The organism is Hydrogenovibrio crunogenus (assembly GCF_004786015.1).
Classification (GTDB): domain Bacteria; phylum Pseudomonadota; class Gammaproteobacteria; order Thiomicrospirales; family Thiomicrospiraceae; genus Hydrogenovibrio; species Hydrogenovibrio crunogenus.
In genome coordinates this window covers 623,041-646,575 of sequence record NZ_CP032096.1, presented here as the reverse complement: position 1 = coordinate 646,575, position 23,535 = coordinate 623,041, and the positions used below count along the sequence as shown (strand labels likewise).

Sequence of the window (23,535 nt, the reverse complement as noted above, 5' to 3'; positions counted from 1 at the left end):
CATTCAATGGGAGGACGGAGTAGACAGTGTTAACAAGACGTCCACAATTTTTTCTTTTGCCGAGTGAGGAGCCGATGCCCGGATAGAGCGTGAAGCGGTTTCACATTGATGACCTGCCAGCCAAAATTGCAGTCTTTCTGCCAGCAATTCCGGAGTCATATCGGCTTGCTGAAGAACTTCTCCACCATGCAAGTCCACCAAGGCCTGCGCATTGGCCGTCTGATGGTCATCCACCGCATAAGGGAACGGCACTAAAATGGCTGGCCGAGCGGCAGCCATCAACTCTGAAACCGTCAAAGCGCCTGAACGACACACAACCAAATCTGCCTGCTGATAAGCCGAAACCATATCATCAATAAATGGCACAACATCTGCGGCAACATTTGCAGCTTCATAACTCGACAAAGCTTGTTGAAGTGTTTTTTGTCCGGTCTGATGAATCACCTGAGGGCGTTGTTCCGTTGGCAACAATGACAACGCTTTCGGTAGTGTTTCATTTAACGCCAAGGCGCCTCGACTGCCACCCAATACCAATAACTGTCGGGGGGAATGGGCCTTTACAACGGAAAGGGTTTCTAATCCACTTCTGACAGGGTTTCCAATCACCTCCACCTGTGGACCTTTTATATTGCTTTGAGGAAAGGCACAAATGACTTTTTTAGCAAAAGGTGCCAATAACTTATTGGTCAAACCGGGTATCGCATTTTGTTCATGAAGAACGAGCGGTTTTTTTGAGGACAGAGCGGCCAACCCACCTGGGCCACACACAAATCCACCCATGCCTAACACCAAGTCAGGCGCCTCTTGTCGGATAATGTTTCGTGCTTGTCTCCAAGCTTTAAACACATTGAAAGGCGCTTTTAACCAGCCGAGCAATCCATTTCCCCGTAGACCCGAAATTGAAATGGCATAAAAAGGAATCTTAGCGGCATCCACCCATTGTTTTTCCATGCCATTATGCGTTCCCAACCAAACCGTTTTGACTTGCTTGTCAGCCAATGCTTCTGCTAATGCTAATCCCGGGAATACATGGCCTCCCGTTCCGCCCGCCATAATCAAAATTTTTTTCATCGTTTAGTTTGTCCACTTTCATCAATGCGATCTTCCAGAGCCGCTTGTCGCGTTTCCTGATCAACTCTTAACACCATCGCGACACCAATAAACAACATTAAGACACTGGACCCACCATAACTCATAAAAGGCAGAGTTAACCCTTTGGTTGGGAAAAGCCCTAGATTGACTCCCATGTTAATCATAGCTTGCAGCACAATCCAAATCCCGACACCATAGGCAATTAACCCGCCAAAGTAATTGGTTTGGTTAAAGGCTTTGCGCCCTATTCTAAAACAGCGATACAGCAAAGTTAAATACAATAATGCTAAGAAAGCGACCCCAATCAATCCATATTCTTCAGCGTAGATTGAAAATAGAAAATCAGTATGCGCATCGGGTAAATACAAAAGCTTTTGTACACTTTCACCGATACCCACACCGAACCACTCTCCTCTTCCGGAAGCAATCAAGGCTTGTGTCAACTGATACCCATGACCGAACGGGTCAGACCAGGGATCCAAAAAGTTGGTTACCCTCGCCATACGATATGGAGAAGTAATGACCATCATCACCAATAAGGTTGCAATCGGCAACACCGTCATCACAAAAAAGCGCCAAGGAGCTCCGGCAATCAACAACATCCCTGTAATAATAACGGCAATAACAAACGTACTACCGAAATCAGGTTCTAATAGCAGCAGAATTGCCATGACCCCAAACGGCAACGCCAGCCGGATAACGGCCTCAAAACTTTCTCGTACTGCCGTGGCATGGCGATCTAGGTAGCCCGCCATGAAAACAACCACCGCAATTTTCATAAATTCCGATACCTGAAAGTTCATTACCACGAGTGGTAACCAGCGTTTACTCCCGTTGATCTCACGCCCGAAGATCAAGACCATTACCAATAAAATCAGTCCGACAATAAATAATTGTCCTCGATGTTTTCGCCAAAAGGAAAGGGGAATGTTCAGCACAATGTAGGCCGCTACAATCCCCAACCCCATCGAAAACATTTGTCTTAATAAATAATGTGTCGGATCACCAAAACGCTTTTCACTGATCGCGATTGAACTGGAAGCAACCATCGTCAACCCAAGTGTAATCAAAATCGCCAGCGTGCCTATCAGCCAATAATCAATTGACCAGCTTTGACTGTGTTGGCGCCAATCACGTATCGGCATATTAGCTTTTGCCTCCAACTTCATCGGCAATGAACTCTTGCACTAGAGCCTCGAAGGCATTTCCTCTGTCGATATAATTTTTAAATTGATCAAAACTTGCACAAGCGGGTGAAAACAAAACAGCATCTCCAGGTTTTGCGATGGTTTTAGCTAACAAGACAGCCTCTGATAAAGTGTCCACTAGTTGTACTTTATCCTTTGGAAGCTGTTGCGCGATGACCGCCTTATCCTGACCGAACAAAATTGCTTGTCCACATGACTGGGAAACGGTTTGACCCAATTCTTTAAAATCGGCATCTTTACCCACGCCCCCTGCAATCAAAATCACTTGACCTTCAAGTGTTTCCTTAATTGATTCGATGGCGGTGACAGTTGCTCCCACATTGGTTCCTTTGGAGTCATTAACCCAACAAATGCCTTCTTGCTCCAACACAACTTGCGTTCGATGCGGTAGACCTTTAAAGGCTTTAAGAACTTTTTCAAATACAGTATCTGGTAATTCAAATGGCCGACATAACGCCATCATCGCTAAAGCGTTTAACTGATGATGAAGACCTTGTTGAGCCATGGCCGTCACCGGAACCGACGCATGGCTTTCCCACCCCAGCCAGGCCTGGCCGTTTTTCATCACGATCCCATATTCTTTAGGAGGAAGCGCTTCAGCATAATTCAATCCGAATCGAACTTCATCGCCTGGCCGAGCAATTCCGACACGTTCAAAATCCAGTGGCAGCACAGCCAGTTCGGTGTTATTTAAAATTGTCATTTTGGCTTGAATATAATCTTCAAGAGCAAGATAACGATCCATGTGGTCTTCTGAAATATTAAGCACAGTAGCCGCAATCGTTTGTAAGGAGTAGGTTGTTTCCAATTGAAAGCTCGATAACTCCAAAACATAAACGTCGAACTCGGTTTGATGAGTTAATAAATCCAACGCGGGACAGCCTATATTTCCACCGACACCCACGACATAACCGGCCTCTTTTAGGACTTCCGCAACCAAAGTCGTAACCGTACTTTTCCCATTAGAACCGGTAATCGCCACAATGGGCTTACCTGCTGCTCGAGCAAACAGTTCAATATCACCAATCACCTCAGTGCCTTGGTTAATACAGAACTTCACCCAAGGTTCAGACTTGGGAATCCCCGGACTCAAAACAATAGAATCGATTTTCCCACACCATTGCGTCGGTAGGGTTCCCGTCGCAAACTCAACATCAGGATAAGCCTTTTCCAGCTCTGACGTATCAAACTCAGGACGCGTGTCCAGAGCATAACAAGCCTCTCCCTGGCTGGCAAAATAATTTAAAACACTCTGACCGGTTAATCCTAATCCTGCAACGAGATACACTTCGACAATCCTTTTCTTTATTGAACTTCGTTGTTCTATGCAACTTTTTAAATGTTTCTACTCAGCTTTCATCATCGAATTTTTAAGCTGGCTAATCCAATCAACACCAATAAGATGGTGATGATCCAGAAACGTACGATGACTTGCGATTCATGCCATCCTTTTTGCTCAAAATGATGATGCAATGGTGCCATCAAAAAGATACGTTTTCCATTTCGAAACTTATAAGAGCCTACTTGTAAAATGACAGATAAGGTTTCAGCAACAAAAATGCCTCCCATAATAAACAACACCAATTCTTGACGCACGGCTACAGCCACCACACCTAAAGCCGCACCGATTGCAAGAGAGCCGACATCTCCCATAAACACCTGTGCGGGATGGGCATTAAACCATAAGAACCCTAAACCGGCTCCGACCAGAGCGGCACAAAAAATAGCCAACTCTCCCACCCCAGGAATATAAGGAATTTGTAAATAGTCTGAAAAGTATAAATGCCCAGTCATATAAGCAAACACCCCCAATGCACCCGCCACCATCACTGTCGGCATAATCGCCAAACCATCCAAACCGTCGGTGAGATTGACCGCATTCGAAGTACCCACGATAACGAAGTAAGCCAAAACAACCGTCCAGGCACCTAAATAGATAAAGGTATCTTTCATATAGGGAATCAACAACTGAGTTTCCGCTGGCACTTTTGCCAAAGAATACAGCGTGAAAGCCGCTACCAAACCCACAACCGACTGCCAAAAGAACTTGGTACGAGAACGCATGCCGTTCGGGTCTTTGTACACCACTTTTTTATAATCATCTACAAACCCAATCACTCCAAACCCAAGCATGGTGAGGGTGGCAATCAATAGATAATGATTGGTTAAGTTACCCCAAAGTAAAATGGCGATGGAAACCGAAAACAAAATCATGACGCCGCCCATCGTTGGCGTTCCGGTTTTAATCAGATGTGTTTCCGGTCCATCCAAACGAATACTTTGACCAACTTTTAAGCGAATCAACCATCGAATCACGCGCGGGCCAATCACAAAGGAAATAAGCAGTGCGGTCAGCACACTCATAATGGTACGCATCGTAATATAATTAAAAACACTAAAGCCGGAAATATATTGTGAGAGGTAATCGGTTAAATAAATCAGCATACCATTTATCCTTGCTTATTTTGATGACTGGTGGAAGAGCTCGCTTCCAATGCGGCTAACACTTTTTGACTGACCTGTTCCATTTTTGCTGAACGGGAGCCTTTCACGAGTAAATTTTGTATTTTATTTTGCTGGATTAAATCCATGACCTCTTGGGCCAAGGCGTCGTGCGAATCAAACCACTTAGCCCCTTCTCCAAAAACAGATTGCATGCATTGAGTTGCTTCACCGAACAGTAGCAAATGATTTACCCCTCTCTCCTTGGCAAAAGCAGCAACCTCTTGATGCAAAGCTTCAGACTCAGTGCCAAGCTCAGCCATGCTTCCCAAACAAACGGCTGAAGAACCAGGTAACTGAACCAGCGCATCAATCGCAGCTTTGACGGAAGAAGGATTCGCGTTATAACTGTCATCAATCAAAATCCCATTCGGCAATTTCGACTGCTGTAGCCGTCCTGCAACCCCATCAAAATCGACCAGGCCTGGGTAAATATCAGACCAAGACAAGCCTAATGCTAGGCAAGCTGCGGTTGCTGCGGCTGCATTCATGGCATTATGAATCCCTAAAACAGGCATGGTCACATCTTTTGATTGACGTACTGCCTGCCAATTCAAATCAAGCGTAAACCTTATTTGGTTTTCTGTTTGTTTAAAATTGGTCACTTGCACATTTGCAAAGCGCGCTTGCCCAAATGTGAGGATGGACAACCCTAACTGTTGGCTTTTTTCGACCCAATAATCAAACCCGGGAGAATCCGTGTTTAAAACAGCCTTGCCGCCTTCGCAAACACCGTCCAAAATTTCACCTTTGGTTTCAATCACGCCTTCCAAAGAACCAAACCCTTCCAGGTGGGCGCCCGCTGCCAATGTAATGACGGCAACATCCGGCTTAGCAAGCTGCGTGAGGTAGGCAATCTCTCGGACATGGTTAGCCCCCATTTCGATTACAGCATAATCATCCGATGTTGATAATTCTAATAAGGTACGAGGCAAACCATAATCATTATTGAAATTCCCTTGCGTTGAGAGAACCTGAGTCTGCTTGGATAATATATGTGCAAGCAGTGCTTTTGTAGTCGTTTTACCGTTTGACCCGGTGACCCCAACCAATCCTTTTAACGGCATTTGTTGGCGATGCCAGGCGGCAAACTGACCAAAGGCAATGCGCGTATCATCCACTAAAACCGCAGGCACAACGGTTTCCATCGGCTCAGAGATTAAAACCGCAACCGCACCTTGGCGAACCGCTTCTCCGATAAAAGCATGCCCATCAAAGTGCTCGCCTTTAATTGCGATATACAATGCGCCTGATTTTAGCGTGCGCGTATCCGTACTCACCGATGTAAAAACAACCGGCTCATCCCCCAATAACTCACCCGCCAACACGCCGTTTACGGCCTCAACAAGATCGGCTAAATTCCATGTCATCGTATTATCCTTATCAACCCTTGCTTATCTTTACAGACAAAAGATCTTTAACGATCTTCTGGTCACTCATTGGCCAGCGCTTCCCTTGGATTTCCTGATACTCTTCATGCCCCTTACCGGCGATAACCACCACATCTTGCTCTGATGCCTGTTTAATTGCATAGGCAATCGCTTCTGGACGACTATGAATGACTTGTGCAGGGCGCTGCATTCCCTTTTTAATATCCGCCATAATCGCTTCCGGCAATTCTGTTCGAGGGTTATCATCAGTCAGCACCACTTTATCTGCGTAAGTTTCTGCGACTTTACCCATTAAAGGGCGTTTCCCCGTATCGCGATCGCCTCCACAACCAAACACCAGCCATAAAGTTGTTTTTTTATCTGAAACATGATGTCGCACTGCATTTAAAACCACTTCCAACGCATCTGGCGTATGTGCATAATCAACCAGTACCGAAGGTGTCCCTGACTGAGTTAACAGCTCCATTCGACCTATCACCGCTTTAACAGACAGTAATGACTTTTCTATCTGGTGCTCCGTTAAACCACAGGCTACCATCACAGAAACGGCACATAACACATTCTCTAGATTAAACTGCCCCATTAAAGGTACCTCAAAAGGAATAGAAGTACCTTTCACTCTGAAAGTCCCTTGTATTCCGCAAGTGTCCAGATGACTATCTAAGCAGGCGATATCGGCCTGTACCGTTTTTTGAGAATACGTTACGATCGTATCTTTAGACGGCAACTCTCGCAATAATGCTTGCCCCACCTTATCATCGACATTAATGACATGAGACCGACCAGAGTAATTTAAAAATAGTTTTTTCTTTGCCGCCTGATAAGCTTCTTCCGTTTTATGAAAATCTAGATGGTCTCGTGTCACTTGGGTCATCGCAAGCACATCAAAATCAATTCCTTTAATTCGCCCTAGCTCAATGGCGTGAGAGGAGACTTCCATTACCACATAGTCCGCTTGCTCTTCAGCAAAGCCATTCAGCAAATGATTCAGCATCACCACATCAACGGTGGTGTTTATGCTGGGGTGCAAATTTCCGAACCAGCCATTACCCAACGTTCCCAGCAACGCAACTTTTTGATTTAACGCGGTCAACATCTGGGCAATGTAGTGACTGCTTGATGTTTTGCCATTGGTGCCCGTTACGCCAATCACTTTAACGCGCTCACTTGGAGCGTCGTAGAACCATTTAGCAAAGGTCGCCAATTGTTGAGCCAGTGACTCTATCTCAATAACAGGGCACATCTTATTCAGGGCTTGTTGGTGAGAGTGATTAAATTCTACCAGGCCTGCCCGATCCGTCAGAATACAACTCGCACCTTGTTTAATTGCCTGTCCAGCATAAGCCATTCCATGAGATTGGCCACCTTGCAATGCAATAAAGGCAGTGCCTCTCTCAACTTGGCGAGAATCGATCGTTAATGCCGAAACACCTACATCAGTCATACCGCTTGCCACTACCGATTCAGGTACTTGAAAAAAAGTCAGGATATCAGTCAACTGTTTCATTTACGGTCATCCTCTATCCTCTCATCAGGCGCAACATTTTTTAAACGCAAGACTTCTTCCATGACTTCTTTAAAAATTGGCGCCGCGACTTTACCACCATAATAGATTCCTCGGCTTGGCTCGTTGACGGCGGTTACCATAATATATTTTGGATTTGAAACAGGCACCATGCCCGCAAACAGGGCAATGTATTTATTCTGCTCATACCCCCCTATTTTGGTTCGATGAACCGTACCGGTCTTGCCGGCAATGCGGTACCCTTCAATTTTAGCTTGAGGTGCGGTTCCATTACGCCCAACTACTTTTTCCATCATCTCAAGCACAGCTTCTGCCGCTTCCTTCGAAACCACTTGATGACCTTCAGGTACATCATTCAGTTTTAACAAACTTAAAGGTTTGATACGACCTTGGTTGGCAAAAATCATATAGGCATGTGCCAACTGCATCAAATTAATATTAAAGCCATAACCAAACGAAGCTGAAGCCTGGTCAATGGTCTGCCATTCGTTCGCAGGACGTAAAAACCCCAAAGTCTCTCCTGGCAAGAACAGGCCCAAGTCTTGTCCAAACCCCACATCATGATACATTTGCCATTCATCATTTGGCGTCATTTTCAAAGCAATTTTGGTAGCGCCCACATTACTGGAAAACTTGATCACTTCCGCCGGCGTCAATGTACCATGATTTCGAGTATCCGTGATACGTTGCCCTTGAATATGAATCGATCCGGGTGAGGTGTGAATCTTGTCAGTCAAATGAATCAGGTTCAAATCCAATGCCTTTGCCATAATAAAAGGCTTGACTGTTGACCCTGGCTCAATACGATCTGAAATAACACGATTTCTTAAACGCGCGCCTTTCAATTGACTACGATCATTCGGGTTAAACGCAGGCAAGGACACCATCGCTAAAACTTCCCCAGTTTTAGCATTTAAAATAACCGACATAATCGAGCTGGCTTGATGCTTAATAAAGCTTTTTTTTAAGGCATGGTAAAGAAAAAACTGTATATCTTTATCAATACTCAAAGTAATAGGCTTACCCGGTTCAGCAGGGTGAATATCTTTTACAAACTCCACCACCCTTCCTGCACGGTCTTTGATGACTTGTTTTTTCCCTGCAACCCCAGACAACCAGTCTTCATATGTCTTTTCTATCCCCGCAATCCCAACGTCATCAATATTGGTGTAACCAATTAAATGTCCGACCACTTCGCCTGCAGGATAATATCGTTTATATTGGTTTTGGACGTAAAGCCCAGGTACATCCAGTGCTTCAATCTTGGCAGTCAACTCAGGCAAAACACCGCGTTTCACATACAAAAAGCGACGATTTTTTTTCGCCAAAACCTGGGGAGTAAAACTTCTGGCCGAAACACCAAGCAATGACAACATTGTTTGATAGGCTTGTTTTTTCTCTTCAATTAATGCTTGCCGTTTGCTATAGTCGCTGACACTCAGTTTATCCAGATTGGTTTTCTGCTTTTGTTGCTGAGAATCTAAATAGAAAGATAGAATTTTAGGATCCACCCAAATAGAGTCTATTGGAGTGCTTAACGCCAGGACATTTCCATTTCGATCAAGAATTTCTCCTCGAGGAGCAGGAATTTCTAAACTTCTTATTTGACGTTTATTGCCTTCATCTTGAAGAAAGTCAGACTCTATAATTTGGACGTGAAATGCTTTGGCAAAAATGGCAATGAACAACATCACGATCAACGCGAAGATCAACGAATCTCTATTAGTCTTCGGATTCTGCTGAGGCTGCATCAAGTTTTTCCAAAATAATGGTTTGAGAATTCAAATTTTCTGGTGTCTTGTCTAGCGTCATATTTAACTGTGTTCTAGCAATATGCTCTACCCGTGCTAAAGCGGTTAAATGATGTTTTTCTAATGTTAGCTTGCCGTGCTCTTCATTTAAAATCACTTCCTGCTTCAATGCATTGGCATATTGCGTTTCTAAATGACGAACTTGGTGTTGAACTTGGATGATGGATATCAGAGAAATAAAGACAAGAGCCAGCAAAAGGAGTGCAAAGAAACCTTGCCAGTTAAATTGTTTAAACTGACCGAGTTTAGGGAGTTTTTGCACTGCCATATGCTAGTCCAGAATGACTAAATAAAACATTCAGTCATCACCGTACTGACAAGTAATTAATCGACTTGTCGACGTAAAAAAGCAGGAATATCGAGATAGTTAGAACTTGAGTCGACACTACCTGTCACACCACCGTTTACGACCATTTTTGGACGAACAACTTCTGGTGAAGACTTTTCCGCTGAAGTATTTGAGCTTGAAGCCACCTTCTCAGCTTCCACTTTCTCTTCTGCCTTACTGGCTTCAACAGCTTGCAGATTAGGCTTAACTACCTCAGGACGTTTTGCACCACCGACTTCCGACAAACCCGTTGCCACCACTGTGACACGAATTTCATCCGTCATAGATTCATCGATAGATGTTCCAATAATGACTTTGGCATCTTCTGAAGCGACTTGATCAATCACATCACCAACTTCGTTAAATTCACCCAACGTGAAATCAAGTCCCGATGTAATGTTAACCAATAGACCTTTTGCACCCGACACAGAAATATCTTCCAACAAAGGGTTTGCAATGGCCTTCTCAGCCGCTTTAATTGCGCGATCTTCACCAGAAGAGTGCCCCACACCCATCATGGCAACGCCACGTTCAGACATGACTGTACGTAAATCCTCAAAGTCAACGTTAATCATCCCTGGTCGAGTGACCAGCTCAGAAATACCCTGAACGGCTCCGTGAAGAACTTCATTTGCATAGTCGAATGCTTTGGCTAAAACAAAATCACGCCCCAATACTTTTAACAGTTTATCATTCGGAACCGTAATCAATGAGTCAACATTCTCAGCTAGTTGCTGAATACCTGCTTCAGCAATTTTAGCTCGACGCTCAAAACCAAATGGACGACTGACAACCCCTACCGTCAGGATGCCCATTTCACGTGCTGCCTGTGCAACAACGGGGGCAGAACCGGTTCCTGTTCCACCGCCCATTCCAGCCGTGATAAAAACCATGTCCGCGCCTTTAAGCGCCTCTTTAACCTGTTCAATATTTTCTTTAGCCGCTTCCATCCCTTTTTCAGGATCCGCGCCTGCGCCCAAACCGTTAGCACCCAGCTGAATACATGTTTCAACCGTAGAATTCTTCAGTGCTTGTACATCGGTATTTGCACAAATAAAATCAACGCCTTCAACTTCTGAACGCACCATGTAATCAACAGCATTTCCGCCGCCGCCACCGAGACCAACAACCTTGATCTTTGGCATGCCCGCGTCTGCAGAAATGGTTTCCTGTAAATTAAACTTCATGTGATACTCCCCTTAATCAACACAATGTTACCTACATTTATTTGCTCAATATTCGAACAAACAAATTCTGTTTATCAGAGCTGCTTTATGCAGCGCTTGTTTAAATTCTTTCCGCGATTCTCAGTACAGCACTTCGCGATCGCGGATTTTCTTGGCACTCTTCTTTCGAAGGAAAAACGGGTTTGCCAACCTTTTTAATCACCGGTTCAATAACTTCTAACTGAATCGGTGAGTCTGGAAACAAGTCTTTGATACGCGATTGATCGCGAATAAATTGCTTCACAATACGGTCTTCTAAAGAGTGAAAACTAATCACCGAGAGTCGCCCCCCGGTTTTCAGTACCGCAACCGATGCTTCCAAAACGGTCTTCAACACATCCAACTCACGATTTACTGCAATTCGAATTGCCTGAAAAGTGCGTGTCGCTGGATGTTTATGTTTTTCAGTTTTCGGCGAAGCTTTCGTAACGACCTGCGCTAAATCTAACGTCGTTTGCAATTTTTGTTCTTGTACTGCTTCTTTTATATGTCGAGCAATTCGCCCTGAAAACCGTTCTTCTCCATATTGTTTAAGCACTTGCGCCAGAGTTTTTTCATCGACTTGCGCCAACCACTCTTTTGCACTAAGACCTGTTTGAGGATTCATGCGCATATCCAAAGGCCCTGAACGCATAAAACTGAACCCTCGCTCAGCTTCATCCAATTGAGGGGAAGACACCCCTAAATCAATTAAAATTCCGTCAATCTTTCCGACCCAATCTCTTGCCTCACAATACTGTTGCAGTGCCTCAAAACTTCCATGCTGAATTTCAAATCTCGGGTCATCAAAATTCGCATCCGCATACCGTATGGCTTCCGGATCCTGATCGATCGCAAGCAATCGCCCTTGCTCACCCAGTTCATTCAAAATAGCGCGACTGTGTCCGCCTCGCCCAAAAGTACAATCCACATAAATCCCATTCGGATCAATATTCAGCCCTGCAACAGATTCTGACAACATCACAGGGTAGTGATTTGACTGCCCCGTTTGCTCTATCTCAGACATATTACAAACTCAAACTCGACAGAGATTCCGAGACATTCCCGACTGAAGCCGAATCCAACATTTCAGGTCGACTTGCATCCCACGCTTCTTGAGACCACAGTTCAAACTTATTCCCTTGTCCTAACAAAATGGCTTCTTTTTCAAGCTTGGCATGCTCTCGAAGCAAGCTGGGCAGCAACACTCGTCCTTGCCCATCCATCTCCATTTCAGAAGCATGCCCTAACAATAGTCGCTGAACGAGTCGTGCTTGGGGATCCATATTAGGGAGTGACATTAATTTACGTTCAATCACTTCCCACTCATCCATGGTATATATCAACAGGCAAGGGCTATGCAGATCAATTGTGGCGACAAGCTGGTTCTCACTTGCGTCTGCAATAGACTCACGGTAGCGTTTGGGAATAGCCAAACGCCCCTTTGCATCCATATTGATTGAATTGATCCCACGAAAGAACAACATTTATTTCCACTTTTCGCCACTTTGCACCACTTGTCGCCACTATATTGAACTTTGATACCCCTGTCAAGCGTATTTACAGATTGAATTATGAATTTCTTTTTACAGACCAACAACTTAGCGCGCACACCTGCTTTCAAAACTCTTCGAAAGAGTCACTACTTAAGCTTTAATTTTCAACAAGTTATAAGCAAAAATAATAATTAAAATTAAGTATAAAAAATAAAGCATTCAAATATAAAACAAGGAAAGCTGTCACTCTGGTTTTTAACCGAAAACACAACATATAGAATAAAAACAACAAGATGCATACTAAATAAGCAATTCTTAAACATCAAACTCATTTAAAGGGAGAAAAGTGGGGATTTTTTTGAAAAAAAACCAAAAAAGTGGTTTTTTAGGGAAAAAAGATGAGGATTTGTTCTTAAACAAGAAATAAAAAGTGCAAGAAGATCTATAAGCCGGGTTCTGTACCATTGCTGGTGACAATCATTCATCTAGGAGAAGCATCGCTACTTCCCTCAAGCAACCTACCCGAAAACCAGGTACGAGCCGCACCTTGTTCAAGCAAAGCTCGAACACGTTTTCCTATTTGGTCTTGCACTGAATGGGGTTTACCTTGCCACAAACGGTTGCCCGCTGCGCGGTGCGCTCTTACCGCACCCTTTCACCCTTACCAATCAAATTGGCGGTCTACTCTCTGCTGCACTTTCCGTCGGCTTCCACCGCCCAGCCGTTAGCTGGCATTCTGCTCTATAGTGCCCGGACTTTCCTCGAGAAAATCTCGCGACTGTCCAACCTTCTTGCGATGCAAACTTTACCCGAGAGTCGAACAAAAGTCCACTGATTAAAACGCTCTGAAAATCAAAATAAGATACAAAAAATGCATTCCTTCTCAAGCAAACGCTAACAAAGTTCCTATGACAGCATAAAAACCTCTAATTTTGAAACCTACAATCGCTCTGATAGGATGCCTTTTCGTCAAAATTAAAAGAGCGAATGAATCAATGGATATGATGACTAAAAATCACAGTGAAGATAAAAAGCCACAACTATCGATTTATAAACCGTCTCTATTTCTATTTGCTCTGACAACCACTGCCACATTTATTTTATTTAACCTATAACACCTTCTTTTCTTTCTGCTACAGACTTTAGTACTTATTTTATCCCCCTTAATAGGGTTGAAGCCTGATAGAATAAAACCATGTTCCGCTATCTCAAACTCCAAATCCATAAAATTGGCCGAAAAACCAAAGCATCCCCGTTTCTAAACAGGTACTTTCCTCGTTTTAAAGACAATGTTTATTGGTTTGGCGATCGAAAATCATTTGCAAGAGCCGGCTTTATCGGAGCTTTTTGCATGATGCTGCCAATACCATTTCAAATGGTATTGGGGTCAATCCTTGCCTATTATGCTCGTGCAAATATCCCTTTGGCGACAGCATTGGCGTGGATTACCAATCCTCTGACTATGGGATTTATTTGGTATGGCGGTTATCGTTTTGGAACCTGGCTTCTGAATACACCTGAACTAGCGGCCATCGATCCACATATCCCAATCGCTTCATTAGAATGGTTTGATCAAATTTTTCCATACATATGGCAGCCCTTCTTCTTAGGCAATTTGGTGTTAGGAACAATTATCGGCAGTCTATTCTATCTTGTCATTGCGCACTTTCATTTCTCTTTTTTCAAAAAGCTTTTTAAATCTGACGGCTAAGCCACTATATACTCGCCAATCATACTGACACGGCTTGATTACTTAGTTTCGAAATCTCAAATAAAACCCTGCGATTAAACTGACCATTCCTACGATCATTAAAGACATGGCTTTATCACTACTGGTGCCAGTAAATACCTCAGAAACCTGAGAACTAAATGAATCCGACGCTTGAATTCCCCAAATCAGCAACAATATTCCTAAGCCAATCAAAATAAAACTTAATAAATTTCTAGACACATTCATCGCTCCTGTGAAATATACGACTTTCATTCTATCGATATGAGTGCAAACCTCAACAAAAAGTAAAACTGTTCACACGACAGCGCGATGAACTGCGATAATTCTTTTATTAAAACTATTTAGGAGTCAACCATGACGGTCTGTGGAGTAGAGTTAAGCGGAAATGATGCCATTATCAGCTTAATCAAATTTGAAGCTGAAATATTTAATTTACCAGAATGCCGCGCACGACGAATTCAATGTCCAAACCCGGACAGAGCGGAAGATTTGAAATATTTTCAAAAAACATTTTCAAAACTGGTTGAAGATTATCAGGTTGACCAAGTGGTTATTCGAGCTCGACAAAAAAAAGGGAAATTTGCCGGTGGCGCAAACGGCTTTAAACTGGAAGCTGCTTTACAATTAATTCCAAACTTAAAAACAACCCTGTTAAACGCAGCCACTCAAAAAGTCGCTTTAAAAAAATATCCGCTCCCCATCTCTTTTTCAGAAACCGGGCTTAAAAAGTTTCAAGAACCGGCATTTATGACCGCTTTTGCCTATATTGCCGATCAGTACGAATGGTAATTCGTCTTAAAATTTCGCTAACTTATTTAAAATAAAAGAAAAAATAGTTTTCCTTTTATTTTAAATCTTAATATCTCCTTATATAACAAACACTTACAGCCCATAATAAGTTTTTCCAATTAAATCATCAATTTTTTTAACAATAATAACAAGCAGATAGGCACAGTTTTTTCTTAAGACTCGTTAAAATAGTCCACTAAAGTAACCCCTTATTGAAATATCATTTATGGCTTTTAACAAAAAAAACAATTCAACCCCACCGGAAAACACAATAGAAGAAAAGCGCCAACATCCTCGCTACCGTCGTAATTTCAAGATCATTTTGAATGACACGCCATTCAATGGCTATGATATTTCACTAGGAGGAATTTCTTTTGCCACTGAGGAACCTGCACCCAACATCAGCAGCGGAAAGATTTTTTCAAATGTACAAATCTCCGGAGCCAAAGGAGAGCCATATAAAATTGATGCGATAGTGATCAGTTCTTACCGCAAAAAGAACGGTCATCATTTTTATGGCGCGCGCATTGTAAATATGCCGGAGCACTCCCTGCCAATGCATGAAGACTTGACCTTAGGCAAACAAGATATTGAAAACCTGTTAAGTGATACTTGTGGTACAGAAAAAGCGCCCATTTCCGTGCACCTTGAGAACCGGATCAACACAGCGATTGAACTGCTCCGAAAAGTGTATGTGTACCATCTGCCACCTGAATTATTATTGGTTAAAGAAGAGCTGTATGCTCCCAATCCGAATTTATCCAGAGTGGAAGATTTAATTAAGAAAAGCCCTGAGACCCTGGCAGAATTTATCAAAATCGCGCGAGAAGCATACCCTAAAAAATCCATTGACCAGTTAATGAAAGTACGGACCATTCTGAACCTGATTGGTCTTGATAATGTATTTGATTTATTTTGTTCAGCGATTTTAGTTCGCCAACACAATAACAGTCCTTTGGAAAATGCCATTATGATGCACGGCATGAATGCCGCCTTAGCTGCGGCAGAATTATCAGAAAGTGTTGAAGGCATTTCTCGCTCAGAAGCCTATTTAGGAGGGCTGTTACAAAACATCGGAGCGGTCTTCCTCTCGAAAATCGATCCGATTGGCTATAAACCGATTTTCTTAAGGTCTTTATCCAAGCCTTATGCCGCACGCAAACAAGAACTTGAACTGTTCGACACGTCACACAGTGAAGCGGGTGTGGTGATAGCCAAAAACTGGGGCATGATTCCGGAAATCTACAAAGGTATCTTGTTGCATCATTCTCGTCACATCACGCCCGAAATCAAACAAACGCATAGTAAAATCTGTGACATGGCATTACTGATGATGCTCAGCGACTTTGTCGCCTGTTCTGCAATGGGGCAAACCTATGTCAGTGAAGAATTAAAGCAATCGCGCGATTATGCTTTATCACACCTCACCATCAATCAAGTTGACGTCAAAGCGGCCTATACCATGGTCATTACCACAGGGCATAAGGCAGCCAAAATCACTCGCATTTAAAGCCTATTTAAATTCAAAAACATTCCAAATCAGGTTCTCGGCTTCATGGAAGCGCCGGCTTTTTCGGCTAAGGGCTCATCTGGCCAACGATGTTTCGGGTAACGACCTTTCATTTCTTTTTTCACTTCAAAATAAGACGTCTGCCAAAAGTTCGCTAAATCACTCGTCACCTGAATGGGCCTTCGAGCAGGAGATAGCAGTTCAAAAGTCAACGGTATCTGATTCCAAGCCAATCTTGGAGAACTTAATTCCCCAAAAACTTCTTGTAAGATCACTGAAACCTTCGGGTGTCCTTCGTAGTCAATCGGAATCAATTTTTGCGAGGGGGTTTTATAATAACGGGGGGCTTGTTGCTCTAAATCCTGCTGAAAATCATAGGACAGTTGTGCCTGCAATAACGCAAATAAATCTAATTTTTGTAGCGCCTTCACACTGGAAACATCACTTAAATAAGGCAGTAGCCAAGTAGTCAGGTTTGATTTTAGCCAGGCCTGGCTAAAATCAGGAAACTCTTCACGGTATTGCGAGAGCCAACGCACACGATTTAACCATGCCACCGTTTTAGAATGCCACGGCAACAAACTTAAATCTTTTTTAATCGCTGCCATCAAACACGATTGAATTGCTTCCTGATCCGGTTCTGACAAGGTGCTTTCGTTCAGCAACAATTTTCCTAAACATGTCTGCTCCCGTCCAAAAATCTCTTTTTTATTTTCATCAAAGAAATACTCTTTCTTTTGCTCAATCTGTTCAGCAAACAAACTTGTGACCACCTCGGGTGTAATCGGTGCTGCTAAATAAACCTGTCCTTCTCGACGCCGACCATCTACCGATGCAACCGCCAGCCAAGGTGACGACTGCAGTGCATCTTCCTCTCTCAAACAAACCCCTTTTCCATTGCGCATCAGGTAACGAGCGCCCTGACCTTTTCGTTTTTGCGCCAAACGATCAGGATATGCCATCGCAACCAAGGCACCTACATTCAATTGCAACTCTGTTAACGATAAAGCCTTGATTTTCCCCTGCCCTAATTTTTGATGCCAGCTTTTGGCATTCCTTAAAGCTTGCTCCATCGCCGACACTTGAATGGCATACTCTTGCTTAGCTTGGTTTCGATCTTGCCTGTAAGCTTGCAGAGCCAATAAGCGCTTTACTAAATCCGTTCCTTCAGAAAAAGACAGCACATCTCTTTCTGCTAAAACCCCAGCCAGGTCACAAGCAAGTGATTGGGCAGTTTCTTGATCCAATGTCGTGACCTGTTCCGCCACCAATAACATTTTGGCTAACCGAGAGGGCAGTCCTAACGTCATGCTTTTCTGACCTAACTCAGTTACCGCGCCTGATTCCGATAACAACCCCAAAGAAATTAACAGTGTTTTTGCCGCTTCATAATGCGGCATAGGGAGAGGCGTTAACCACATCAACTCTGCCGGCGCAGACACCCCCCAGTGTGCCAATTCTAGACACAGGTCAGATAAATCACTCTGGACAATCTCAGGATCATCAAAAGGCAACAACTGAGCCTGCTGAGATTCAGTCCAAAGACGGTAACAATGCCCTGAAAATAAACGCCCTGCTCGCCCTTTGCGTTGCTCCGCAGAAGCTTGAGAAATACGCTGGGTCGTCAACGTCGTCATACCACTAGAAACATCATAGAGTGCTTTACGCGTAAAACCGGAATCCACCACGGCACCAATCCCTTCAATCGTCAAACTGGTTTCAGCTAAATTGGTTGATAAAACAACCTTTCGACGCCCTTGAACATCTGGAACCAAAGCTAACTCCTGCTCTTCCTGCTTTAAGCTACCGTAAAGCGCTCGTATCACCACTTCTTTTGACAAAGAAGATTCTAATTGACGTTGTACTTTTTGAATATCTCCCTGCCCCGCCAGGAATACCAGAATATCTTGCTCGGTTTCGGCAAGCGCTCGACCAACCAAACCGGTTAAAACAGGTATCCAGTCTGTTGCGTGAATGGATTTCAAAGGCGACGGTAAATAACTGACCGAAACGGGAAATGTTCGCCCCGAAGATTGCAGCACAGAAACCGGCGGCGAAACTTGGTTAAACAACGCCTTGAGCGGTTTCAAATCCATTGTGGCAGACATGATTAAGAGCTTTAAATCCTCCCGTAATGCAGACTGCACCTCTAAACAAAACGTCAGTGCGAGGTCGGCATGAATGGACCGCTCGTGAAATTCATCAAAGATAACCATCGCAACGTCTTTCAATTCAGGGTCAGCTTGAAGCCGGCGTGTCAAAATCCCTTCGGTTACAATCTCTAAAACCGTACTGGAAGAACTTTTACGATCATTACGGATTTGATAGCCAATGCGCTGGCCAACCGGCTCACCTAATTGGCTGGCTAGATAATATGCAATCGACTTAACCGCCAAGCGACGCGGTTCGAGCATAATGATTTTGCGTCCTGCCAACCACTCGGATTCCAATAAGAATAATGGCACTGCGGTTGATTTACCCGCACCGGGTTCTGCTTGCAAAATAAGATTATTCTGTTTCTGAAAAACCTGCTGCAATTCGGGAAATAATGTTTCAACCGGAAGCTCTTTCATGTGATTAACTATACTTACCTATGTTCAGAAATAGAAACAATCCACTTCTTTCAATGAATTCCATACCAATCTATCAAAAAAATTAATAACTCAAAATGAATTGAAATCAATAAGTGTAACCGCCTTATTATCAGTCTAAAAGAGTTATTTCCATATATTTAGTACGCTTTTTACCTAAAAAACACCTTGTTTTATACGTTTTTTATTGATAAAACATTTAGAAAACAACAATATCCAATGCACATCAGAGCGAGGAACTGTACCCATGAGCAAAAACAACGGCCCTGTGACACAGAAAGAATATCCTTTAAAAGAAGGGATTACGATCGTTTCCCGGACTGACTTACACGGCAATATCATTGAAGCCAATGAAGACTTTATCGAAGCCAGTGGATTCGAATGGAAAGACCTCGTCGGACAACCTCATAATATCTTAAGACACCCTGATGTTCCCGCAGCCGTATTCAAAGATTTTTGGACGACTTTACAAGCAGGAAAACCTTGGTCACAAATCGTAAAAAATCGTCGAAAGAACGGCGACCATTATTGGGTGAAGGCCAACGCCACCCCCATTTTGAGCCTGTAAATAATTCTGTGTAAACGCTCGGTTGATCAAACATAAGGTTTCAAGCGTTCTTCATGCAGAATCATAAACTGGTTCATGGCTAATTTCCAGTCTCGAATCGGCATGGTCCATTTTTTTGAGGCCGATTCAATGGCCAGAAAAATGATTTTAAAGGCCGAGTTATCATGGCTGAAGATCTTGCGATTCTTGGTGGCTTTGCGAATCACCGAGTTCAAAGATTCAATCGCATTCGTCGTATAGATCACCTTGCGGATCGCCTGAGGGTACTGGAACAGCGTGGCCACATTGTCCCAGTTGTTGCGCCAGGAACGACCGATATTGGGGAATTTGTCATCCCATTTGGTCTCGAACTGCTCAAGCGCCAACAGAGCTTCTTCTTCGGTCACTGACTGGTAAACCTGTTTGAGGTCGTTGGCGACCTGTTTGCGCTCTTTGTAGCCAACATAACGCAGGGAATTGCGCACCATGTGCACAATGCAAAGTTGAACATCTGCCTGAGGGTAGACGGTATTGATGGCCTCAGGAAAGCCCGTCAGGCCATCAACGCTTGCGACCAGTATGTCCTTGACGCCTCGGGCTTCAAGGTCGTTTAAAACGCTCAACCAGAACTTGGATGACTCGGTCTCAGACAGCCACAGGCCCAGGCATTCTTTTTGGCCGTCGGTATTGACGCCAAGCGCTACATACATGGTTTTTCGCACCACCTGTTTGTCCTGGCGGACCTTGATGACAATACCATCGAGATACAGCAGCGGATAGACTTCGTCCAACGGACGAGAACGCCAGAGGGTGACTTTTTCCATGACCGCTTCGGTGACCTTGGAGATCAGTGTTGGCGAGACATCAGCGCCATACATCTCTTTGAACGTTGCCACAATGTCTCGGGTGGTCATGCCTTTGGCATAAAGCGCCAGTATCTGGTCATCCATGCTGGTCAGGCGGGTTTCGCCTTTTTTGATAATGGTGGGGTTAAACTCACTCTGGCGATCCCGAGGGATGGCGATTTCCACTTCGCCATGGTCGCCTTTGAGGGTTTTAAATGAATAGCCGTTTCGGCTGTTGTCGCTGTCGGAACTGTGGTGCTTGGGATAGCCCAGGTGCTCTTCCATTTCAGCACCGAGGGCGGCTTCAACGGTCATTTTAAGCAGACTGGCTGAGAGGTCAGACAAGTCGCTCTGAGTTTTGATATCCTTGGCCAGCTCAGCGGCCATGGCTTTGAGTTTTTCTTGGTCGATGTTGCTCATAGTGATTTTCCTTTTCGGGGAATTTTAAACTATGAGCGTTTACACAATTTGGTTTACAGGCCCCCCATTTTTGAAAATGGTGAAATCAAAGGCTACATGTCTGTCAGGATCCCTGCCACACGAGCCGAAATCACCGCAGCGGAAAAAGCCTATCAGCAAATTTCCGCGGGAAAACTCACATTGGAATGCGGATACCCCGTCACTTTAGCTTCTAAGCTCAATCCATTCACCCGCTTTGAGTCCAGTCATTTAATCATCTTCTTCAGTTTATTATTACTTTTATCAATCAACGCTCAACTTTTCACAAACAAAATTCCTGTCTTTGTATCGGAACTCCTAGACATTGTCTTTATTTTACTCATTCTTGCCACGTCAGTAATTACAAACCGTAAACTCAAAAAAGCCTACGAGCATTTAACCTGCATTGCAGAAGGCCATTTTAATCAACAAATTGATTCATCCGGTAATAACTTAATTAGTCGAATGTTGGGTCGTCTAAAATCAATGCAAATCCGGCTTGGAGCAGACTTCGATGATGTCAAAGCTTCCTTGAATAGCTCAATGCGAATTGAGCGCGCACTGGAGTCAGCTTCTTCTAACATTATGGTCGTTGATCGCTTTCGTAATATTATCTTTATGAATAAAGCAGTAAAGAAAATGCTCAAAAAGGTTGAGCCTGAGTTGAAAAAAGATTTACCCAACTTTGATGCTGACAACCTGATGCGCGAATCTATCGATGTGTTTCATCAACACCCAGAGCACCAAGCAAATTTACTTGACAGTTTAACCGACACCTATGAAGCTCGCATTAAAGTCGGCAATGCGACCATTGATCTGATTGTCGACCCTATTTTCAGCAAAGATAAAAAACGAATCGGCACAGTCGCAGAATGGAAAAACGTCACCGAACAATTGGCCATTGAAGAAAATATCAAAAAAATCGTCTCTAACGCTTCTGAAGGTTTGTTGGACGACCGAATCGACACCCACGAACTAGAAGGATTTAACAAGTCGCTATCGAATTCCATAAATGAATTACTGGAGTCCTTCTCCCACTTGATTCACAACGTCAGTGAAATCTTGTGCAAAATGAGCAATGGAGACCTTACCAACCGTATGGATGGCAATTATCAAGGAGAAGTTCATGCCATGAAAGTGGCGACGAACAGCGCTCTCACAAATATTGAAGCCACTTTTGGCCAAATCAAAACAGGCTCGAATGAAATTGGCAATATGGCAGGGGAAGTTTCTCACGCCAGTGAAGACTTATCTGAAAGAACGCAATCTCAAGCAGCATCGCTGGAACAAACCGCATCTTCGATGGAACAAATCACCAGCACAGTCAAGCAAGCTGCGGAGCACACACACCGTGCCAACCAGCTTTCGAGCGAGGCCACCAATGAAGCAGAGGAAGCCATTGAAGAAATGAAAGAAACGTCTGCCGCCATTCATGGCATCAGCGAGCTTAGCAAACAAATTGCTGACATCACATCCGTCATAGATGGCATTGCCTTCCAAACCAATCTTTTGGCGCTCAATGCGGCGGTAGAAGCAGCCAGAGCCGGCGAGCATGGTAAAGGGTTCGCTGTGGTTGCTGGAGAAGTGAGAAGTCTAGCTCAAAAATCAGCTGATTCCTCAAAAGAGATTTCTAACTTAATTACAACTGCTACACAGCAAATCAGTCATGGCACCACTTTGGTCGAAAAAACCAATGCCGCTTTTTCGGATGTGGTTCATAAAATCCATGAAGTCAGCACATTGATTGATCAACTATCGACAGGCGCTTCAGAACAGACCAAAGGGCTTGAACAGGTAAACATTGCTGTTTCTTCGCTTGATGAGATGACACAACAAAATGCCGCATTGGTTGAACAGCTGGCCGCCACCGCGGGCAATATGAGTGAGCAAGCGGAAATGCAAGCGGATTTCGTAGGTAAATTTAAAATTTCCAGCTCCGCACAACCACGCATAACAAATGGAGACCAGCAAGCCAGCTTTGAATTAGAAGAAGCGAAAAACAGCCACCGTGCCTGGACGGTACGATTAGAACGTTTCTTACTGGGTCAAACCGTCGATTTCGACAAAAACAGTGCGCGCCGGGATGATGCCTGTCCTCTTGGCAAGTGGCTTTATGGAGAAGGGCAAAAATACGCCCAGCTCTCTGAAATGCAGCAATTGATTAAACTCCATGCTGAAATGCATCAGACAGTCGGAAAGGTCATTGACGCAAAAGAAATGGAAGACCTCGAATTAGCGAAACAAGAAAAAGAGAAAGTGATGGAATATTCTCAACAAATCTTAAATTTGATTGAAAACCTAAAAGACAAAATATCTGAAGAAGCGACAGCTGAATCAACCTTGAGACCTAAAATCGAATCTAGACCCAGCCCTTCAAGTAATCACAAAGACGACTGGAATGATTTTTAGCTATCAGCAACGCAAAAAATGATAATAACATCAGCATAAAAAACAGCCAAGCCTGGTTGTTTTAAAAGAATTGAATTCAAGCAAAAAGCGATAAGCTGATAATAAAAATTTGAAAA

The 23,535-nt window shown here is 43.7% G+C and carries 19 protein-coding genes and 1 other RNA gene; 5 read left to right on the top strand and 15 right to left on the bottom strand.

The genetic code is table 11. From position 1 onward, the window contains the following. Positions 1–3: 3 nt before the first annotated feature. The 12 genes from murG to rnpB form a co-directional block, all read right to left on the bottom strand. Positions 4–1,071 (bottom strand): undecaprenyldiphospho-muramoylpentapeptide beta-N-acetylglucosaminyltransferase, encoded by a 1,068-nt coding sequence (gene murG / locus GHNINEIG_RS02995; RefSeq protein WP_135795270.1) that lies wholly within the window; start codon positions 1,069–1,071, stop codon positions 4–6. Continuing rightward, a complete protein-coding gene (gene ftsW / locus GHNINEIG_RS02990; protein ID WP_135795269.1) occupies positions 1,068–2,237 on the bottom strand; it encodes a putative lipid II flippase FtsW in 1,170 nt (389 codons plus the stop codon). Before ftsW ends, murG begins: the two co-directional genes overlap by 4 nt. 1 nt (position 2,238) lies before the next feature. Further along, positions 2,239–3,588 (bottom strand): UDP-N-acetylmuramoyl-L-alanine--D-glutamate ligase, encoded by a 1,350-nt coding sequence (murD, locus tag GHNINEIG_RS02985; protein WP_135795268.1) that lies wholly within the window; start codon positions 3,586–3,588, stop codon positions 2,239–2,241. A gap of 71 nt (positions 3,589–3,659) precedes the next feature. Beyond that, positions 3,660–4,745, bottom strand: coding sequence for a phospho-N-acetylmuramoyl-pentapeptide-transferase (mraY, locus tag GHNINEIG_RS02980; RefSeq protein ID WP_135795267.1), 1,086 nt, complete (start codon positions 4,743–4,745; stop codon positions 3,660–3,662). Positions 4,746–4,750: 5 nt separating this feature from the next. Next, positions 4,751–6,172, bottom strand: coding sequence for a UDP-N-acetylmuramoyl-tripeptide--D-alanyl-D-alanine ligase (locus GHNINEIG_RS02975; RefSeq protein ID WP_135795266.1), 1,422 nt, complete (start codon positions 6,170–6,172; stop codon positions 4,751–4,753). 13 nt (positions 6,173–6,185) lie between these two features. Then, positions 6,186–7,700, bottom strand: a complete 1,515-nt coding sequence (locus GHNINEIG_RS02970; RefSeq protein ID WP_135795265.1) for a UDP-N-acetylmuramoyl-L-alanyl-D-glutamate--2,6-diaminopimelate ligase — start codon at positions 7,698–7,700, stop codon at positions 6,186–6,188. Next, on the bottom strand, positions 7,697–9,469 hold the full coding sequence (locus GHNINEIG_RS02965; protein WP_223260924.1) for a peptidoglycan D,D-transpeptidase FtsI family protein: 1,773 nt from the start codon (positions 9,467–9,469) through the stop codon (positions 7,697–7,699). The genes GHNINEIG_RS02970 and GHNINEIG_RS02965 overlap by 4 nt, the downstream gene beginning before the upstream one ends. Further along, a complete protein-coding gene (ftsL, locus tag GHNINEIG_RS02960) occupies positions 9,441–9,797 on the bottom strand; it encodes a cell division protein FtsL (protein ID WP_135795264.1) in 357 nt (118 codons plus the stop codon). The genes GHNINEIG_RS02965 and ftsL overlap by 29 nt, the downstream gene beginning before the upstream one ends. 56 nt (positions 9,798–9,853) lie before the next feature. Continuing rightward, positions 9,854–11,044 (bottom strand): cell division protein FtsZ, encoded by a 1,191-nt coding sequence (gene ftsZ, locus GHNINEIG_RS02955; RefSeq protein ID WP_135795263.1) that lies wholly within the window; start codon positions 11,042–11,044, stop codon positions 9,854–9,856. A 100-nt stretch (positions 11,045–11,144) separates the two neighbouring features. Beyond that, entirely contained in the window at positions 11,145–12,089 is a 945-nt protein-coding gene (rsmH, locus tag GHNINEIG_RS02950; RefSeq protein ID WP_135795262.1) for a 16S rRNA (cytosine(1402)-N(4))-methyltransferase RsmH, read from the bottom strand. 1 nt (position 12,090) lies between these two features. Beyond that, positions 12,091–12,549 carry a division/cell wall cluster transcriptional repressor MraZ gene (mraZ, locus tag GHNINEIG_RS02945; RefSeq protein ID WP_135795261.1) on the bottom strand — a complete coding sequence of 153 codons (459 nt, stop codon included), beginning with the start codon at positions 12,547–12,549 and terminating at the stop codon, positions 12,091–12,093. A gap of 438 nt (positions 12,550–12,987) precedes the next feature. Next, positions 12,988–13,352, bottom strand: an RNA gene (rnpB, locus tag GHNINEIG_RS02940) — RNase P RNA component class A. Between the two features lie 401 nt (positions 13,353–13,753). Between rnpB and GHNINEIG_RS02935 the strand changes: the two genes are divergently transcribed. Beyond that, positions 13,754–14,269, top strand: coding sequence for a DUF2062 domain-containing protein (locus tag GHNINEIG_RS02935; RefSeq protein WP_135795260.1), 516 nt, complete (start codon positions 13,754–13,756; stop codon positions 14,267–14,269). Between the two features lie 42 nt (positions 14,270–14,311). Here the strand turns inward: GHNINEIG_RS02935 and GHNINEIG_RS02930 are convergent, their stop codons facing one another. Continuing rightward, positions 14,312–14,509: a DUF3185 family protein gene (locus GHNINEIG_RS02930; RefSeq protein ID WP_189636913.1), complete on the bottom strand. Its 198-nt coding sequence runs from the start codon at positions 14,507–14,509 to the stop codon at positions 14,312–14,314. Positions 14,510–14,644: 135 nt separating this feature from the next. Between GHNINEIG_RS02930 and GHNINEIG_RS02925 the strand changes: the two genes are divergently transcribed. Next, positions 14,645–15,079: a DUF3010 family protein gene (locus tag GHNINEIG_RS02925; RefSeq protein WP_135795258.1), complete on the top strand. Its 435-nt coding sequence runs from the start codon at positions 14,645–14,647 to the stop codon at positions 15,077–15,079. Positions 15,080–15,305: 226 nt separating this feature from the next. After that, a complete protein-coding gene (locus tag GHNINEIG_RS02920; protein WP_135795257.1) occupies positions 15,306–16,589 on the top strand; it encodes an HDOD domain-containing protein in 1,284 nt (427 codons plus the stop codon). 29 nt (positions 16,590–16,618) lie between these two features. On the opposite strand, the gene hrpB is transcribed toward GHNINEIG_RS02920, so the two are convergent. Beyond that, positions 16,619–19,162 carry an ATP-dependent helicase HrpB gene (hrpB, locus tag GHNINEIG_RS02915; protein WP_135795256.1) on the bottom strand — a complete coding sequence of 848 codons (2,544 nt, stop codon included), beginning with the start codon at positions 19,160–19,162 and terminating at the stop codon, positions 16,619–16,621. A gap of 265 nt (positions 19,163–19,427) precedes the next feature. On the opposite strand from hrpB, the gene GHNINEIG_RS02910 reads away from it, so the two are divergent. Next, on the top strand, positions 19,428–19,748 hold the full coding sequence (locus GHNINEIG_RS02910) for a PAS domain-containing protein (RefSeq protein WP_396278660.1): 321 nt from the start codon (positions 19,428–19,430) through the stop codon (positions 19,746–19,748). Positions 19,749–19,774: 26 nt separating this feature from the next. On the opposite strand, the gene GHNINEIG_RS02905 is transcribed toward GHNINEIG_RS02910, so the two are convergent. Then, positions 19,775–20,983 (bottom strand): IS256 family transposase, encoded by a 1,209-nt coding sequence (locus GHNINEIG_RS02905; protein ID WP_135796803.1) that lies wholly within the window; start codon positions 20,981–20,983, stop codon positions 19,775–19,777. Between the two features lie 105 nt (positions 20,984–21,088). Between GHNINEIG_RS02905 and GHNINEIG_RS02900 the strand changes: the two genes are divergently transcribed. Beyond that, positions 21,089–23,419 (top strand): methyl-accepting chemotaxis protein, encoded by a 2,331-nt coding sequence (locus GHNINEIG_RS02900; protein WP_223260923.1) that lies wholly within the window; start codon positions 21,089–21,091, stop codon positions 23,417–23,419. Positions 23,420–23,535 lie beyond the last annotated feature (116 nt).

What these genes read in the sequence shown, in the direction of transcription:
- murG (WP_135795270.1), bottom strand. Translation starts at nt 1,071, where the DNA reads ATGAAAAAAATTTTGATTATGGCGGGCGGAACGGGAGGCCATGTATTC.
- ftsW (WP_135795269.1), bottom strand. Translation starts at nt 2,237, where the DNA reads ATGCCGATACGTGATTGGCGCCAACACAGTCAAAGCTGGTCAATTGAT.
- mraY (WP_135795267.1), bottom strand. Translation starts at nt 4,745, where the DNA reads ATGCTGATTTATTTAACCGATTACCTCTCACAATATATTTCCGGCTTT.
- GHNINEIG_RS02975 (WP_135795266.1), bottom strand. Translation starts at nt 6,172, where the DNA reads ATGACATGGAATTTAGCCGATCTTGTTGAGGCCGTAAACGGCGTGTTG.
- GHNINEIG_RS02970 (WP_135795265.1), bottom strand. Translation starts at nt 7,700, where the DNA reads ATGAAACAGTTGACTGATATCCTGACTTTTTTTCAAGTACCTGAATCG.
- GHNINEIG_RS02965 (WP_223260924.1), bottom strand. Translation starts at nt 9,469, where the DNA reads ATGCAGCCTCAGCAGAATCCGAAGACTAATAGAGATTCGTTGATCTTC.
- ftsL (WP_135795264.1), bottom strand. Translation starts at nt 9,797, where the DNA reads ATGGCAGTGCAAAAACTCCCTAAACTCGGTCAGTTTAAACAATTTAAC.
- ftsZ (WP_135795263.1), bottom strand. Translation starts at nt 11,044, where the DNA reads ATGAAGTTTAATTTACAGGAAACCATTTCTGCAGACGCGGGCATGCCA.
- rsmH (WP_135795262.1), bottom strand. Translation starts at nt 12,089, where the DNA reads ATGTCTGAGATAGAGCAAACGGGGCAGTCAAATCACTACCCTGTGATG.
- mraZ (WP_135795261.1), bottom strand. Translation starts at nt 12,549, where the DNA reads ATGTTGTTCTTTCGTGGGATCAATTCAATCAATATGGATGCAAAGGGG.
- GHNINEIG_RS02935 (WP_135795260.1), top strand. Translation starts at nt 13,754, where the DNA reads ATGTTCCGCTATCTCAAACTCCAAATCCATAAAATTGGCCGAAAAACC.
- GHNINEIG_RS02925 (WP_135795258.1), top strand. Translation starts at nt 14,645, where the DNA reads ATGACGGTCTGTGGAGTAGAGTTAAGCGGAAATGATGCCATTATCAGC.
- GHNINEIG_RS02920 (WP_135795257.1), top strand. Translation starts at nt 15,306, where the DNA reads ATGGCTTTTAACAAAAAAAACAATTCAACCCCACCGGAAAACACAATA.
- hrpB (WP_135795256.1), bottom strand. Translation starts at nt 19,162, where the DNA reads ATGAAAGAGCTTCCGGTTGAAACATTATTTCCCGAATTGCAGCAGGTT.
- GHNINEIG_RS02910 (WP_396278660.1), top strand. Translation starts at nt 19,428, where the DNA reads ATGAGCAAAAACAACGGCCCTGTGACACAGAAAGAATATCCTTTAAAA.
- GHNINEIG_RS02900 (WP_223260923.1), top strand. Translation starts at nt 21,089, where the DNA reads ATGTCTGTCAGGATCCCTGCCACACGAGCCGAAATCACCGCAGCGGAA.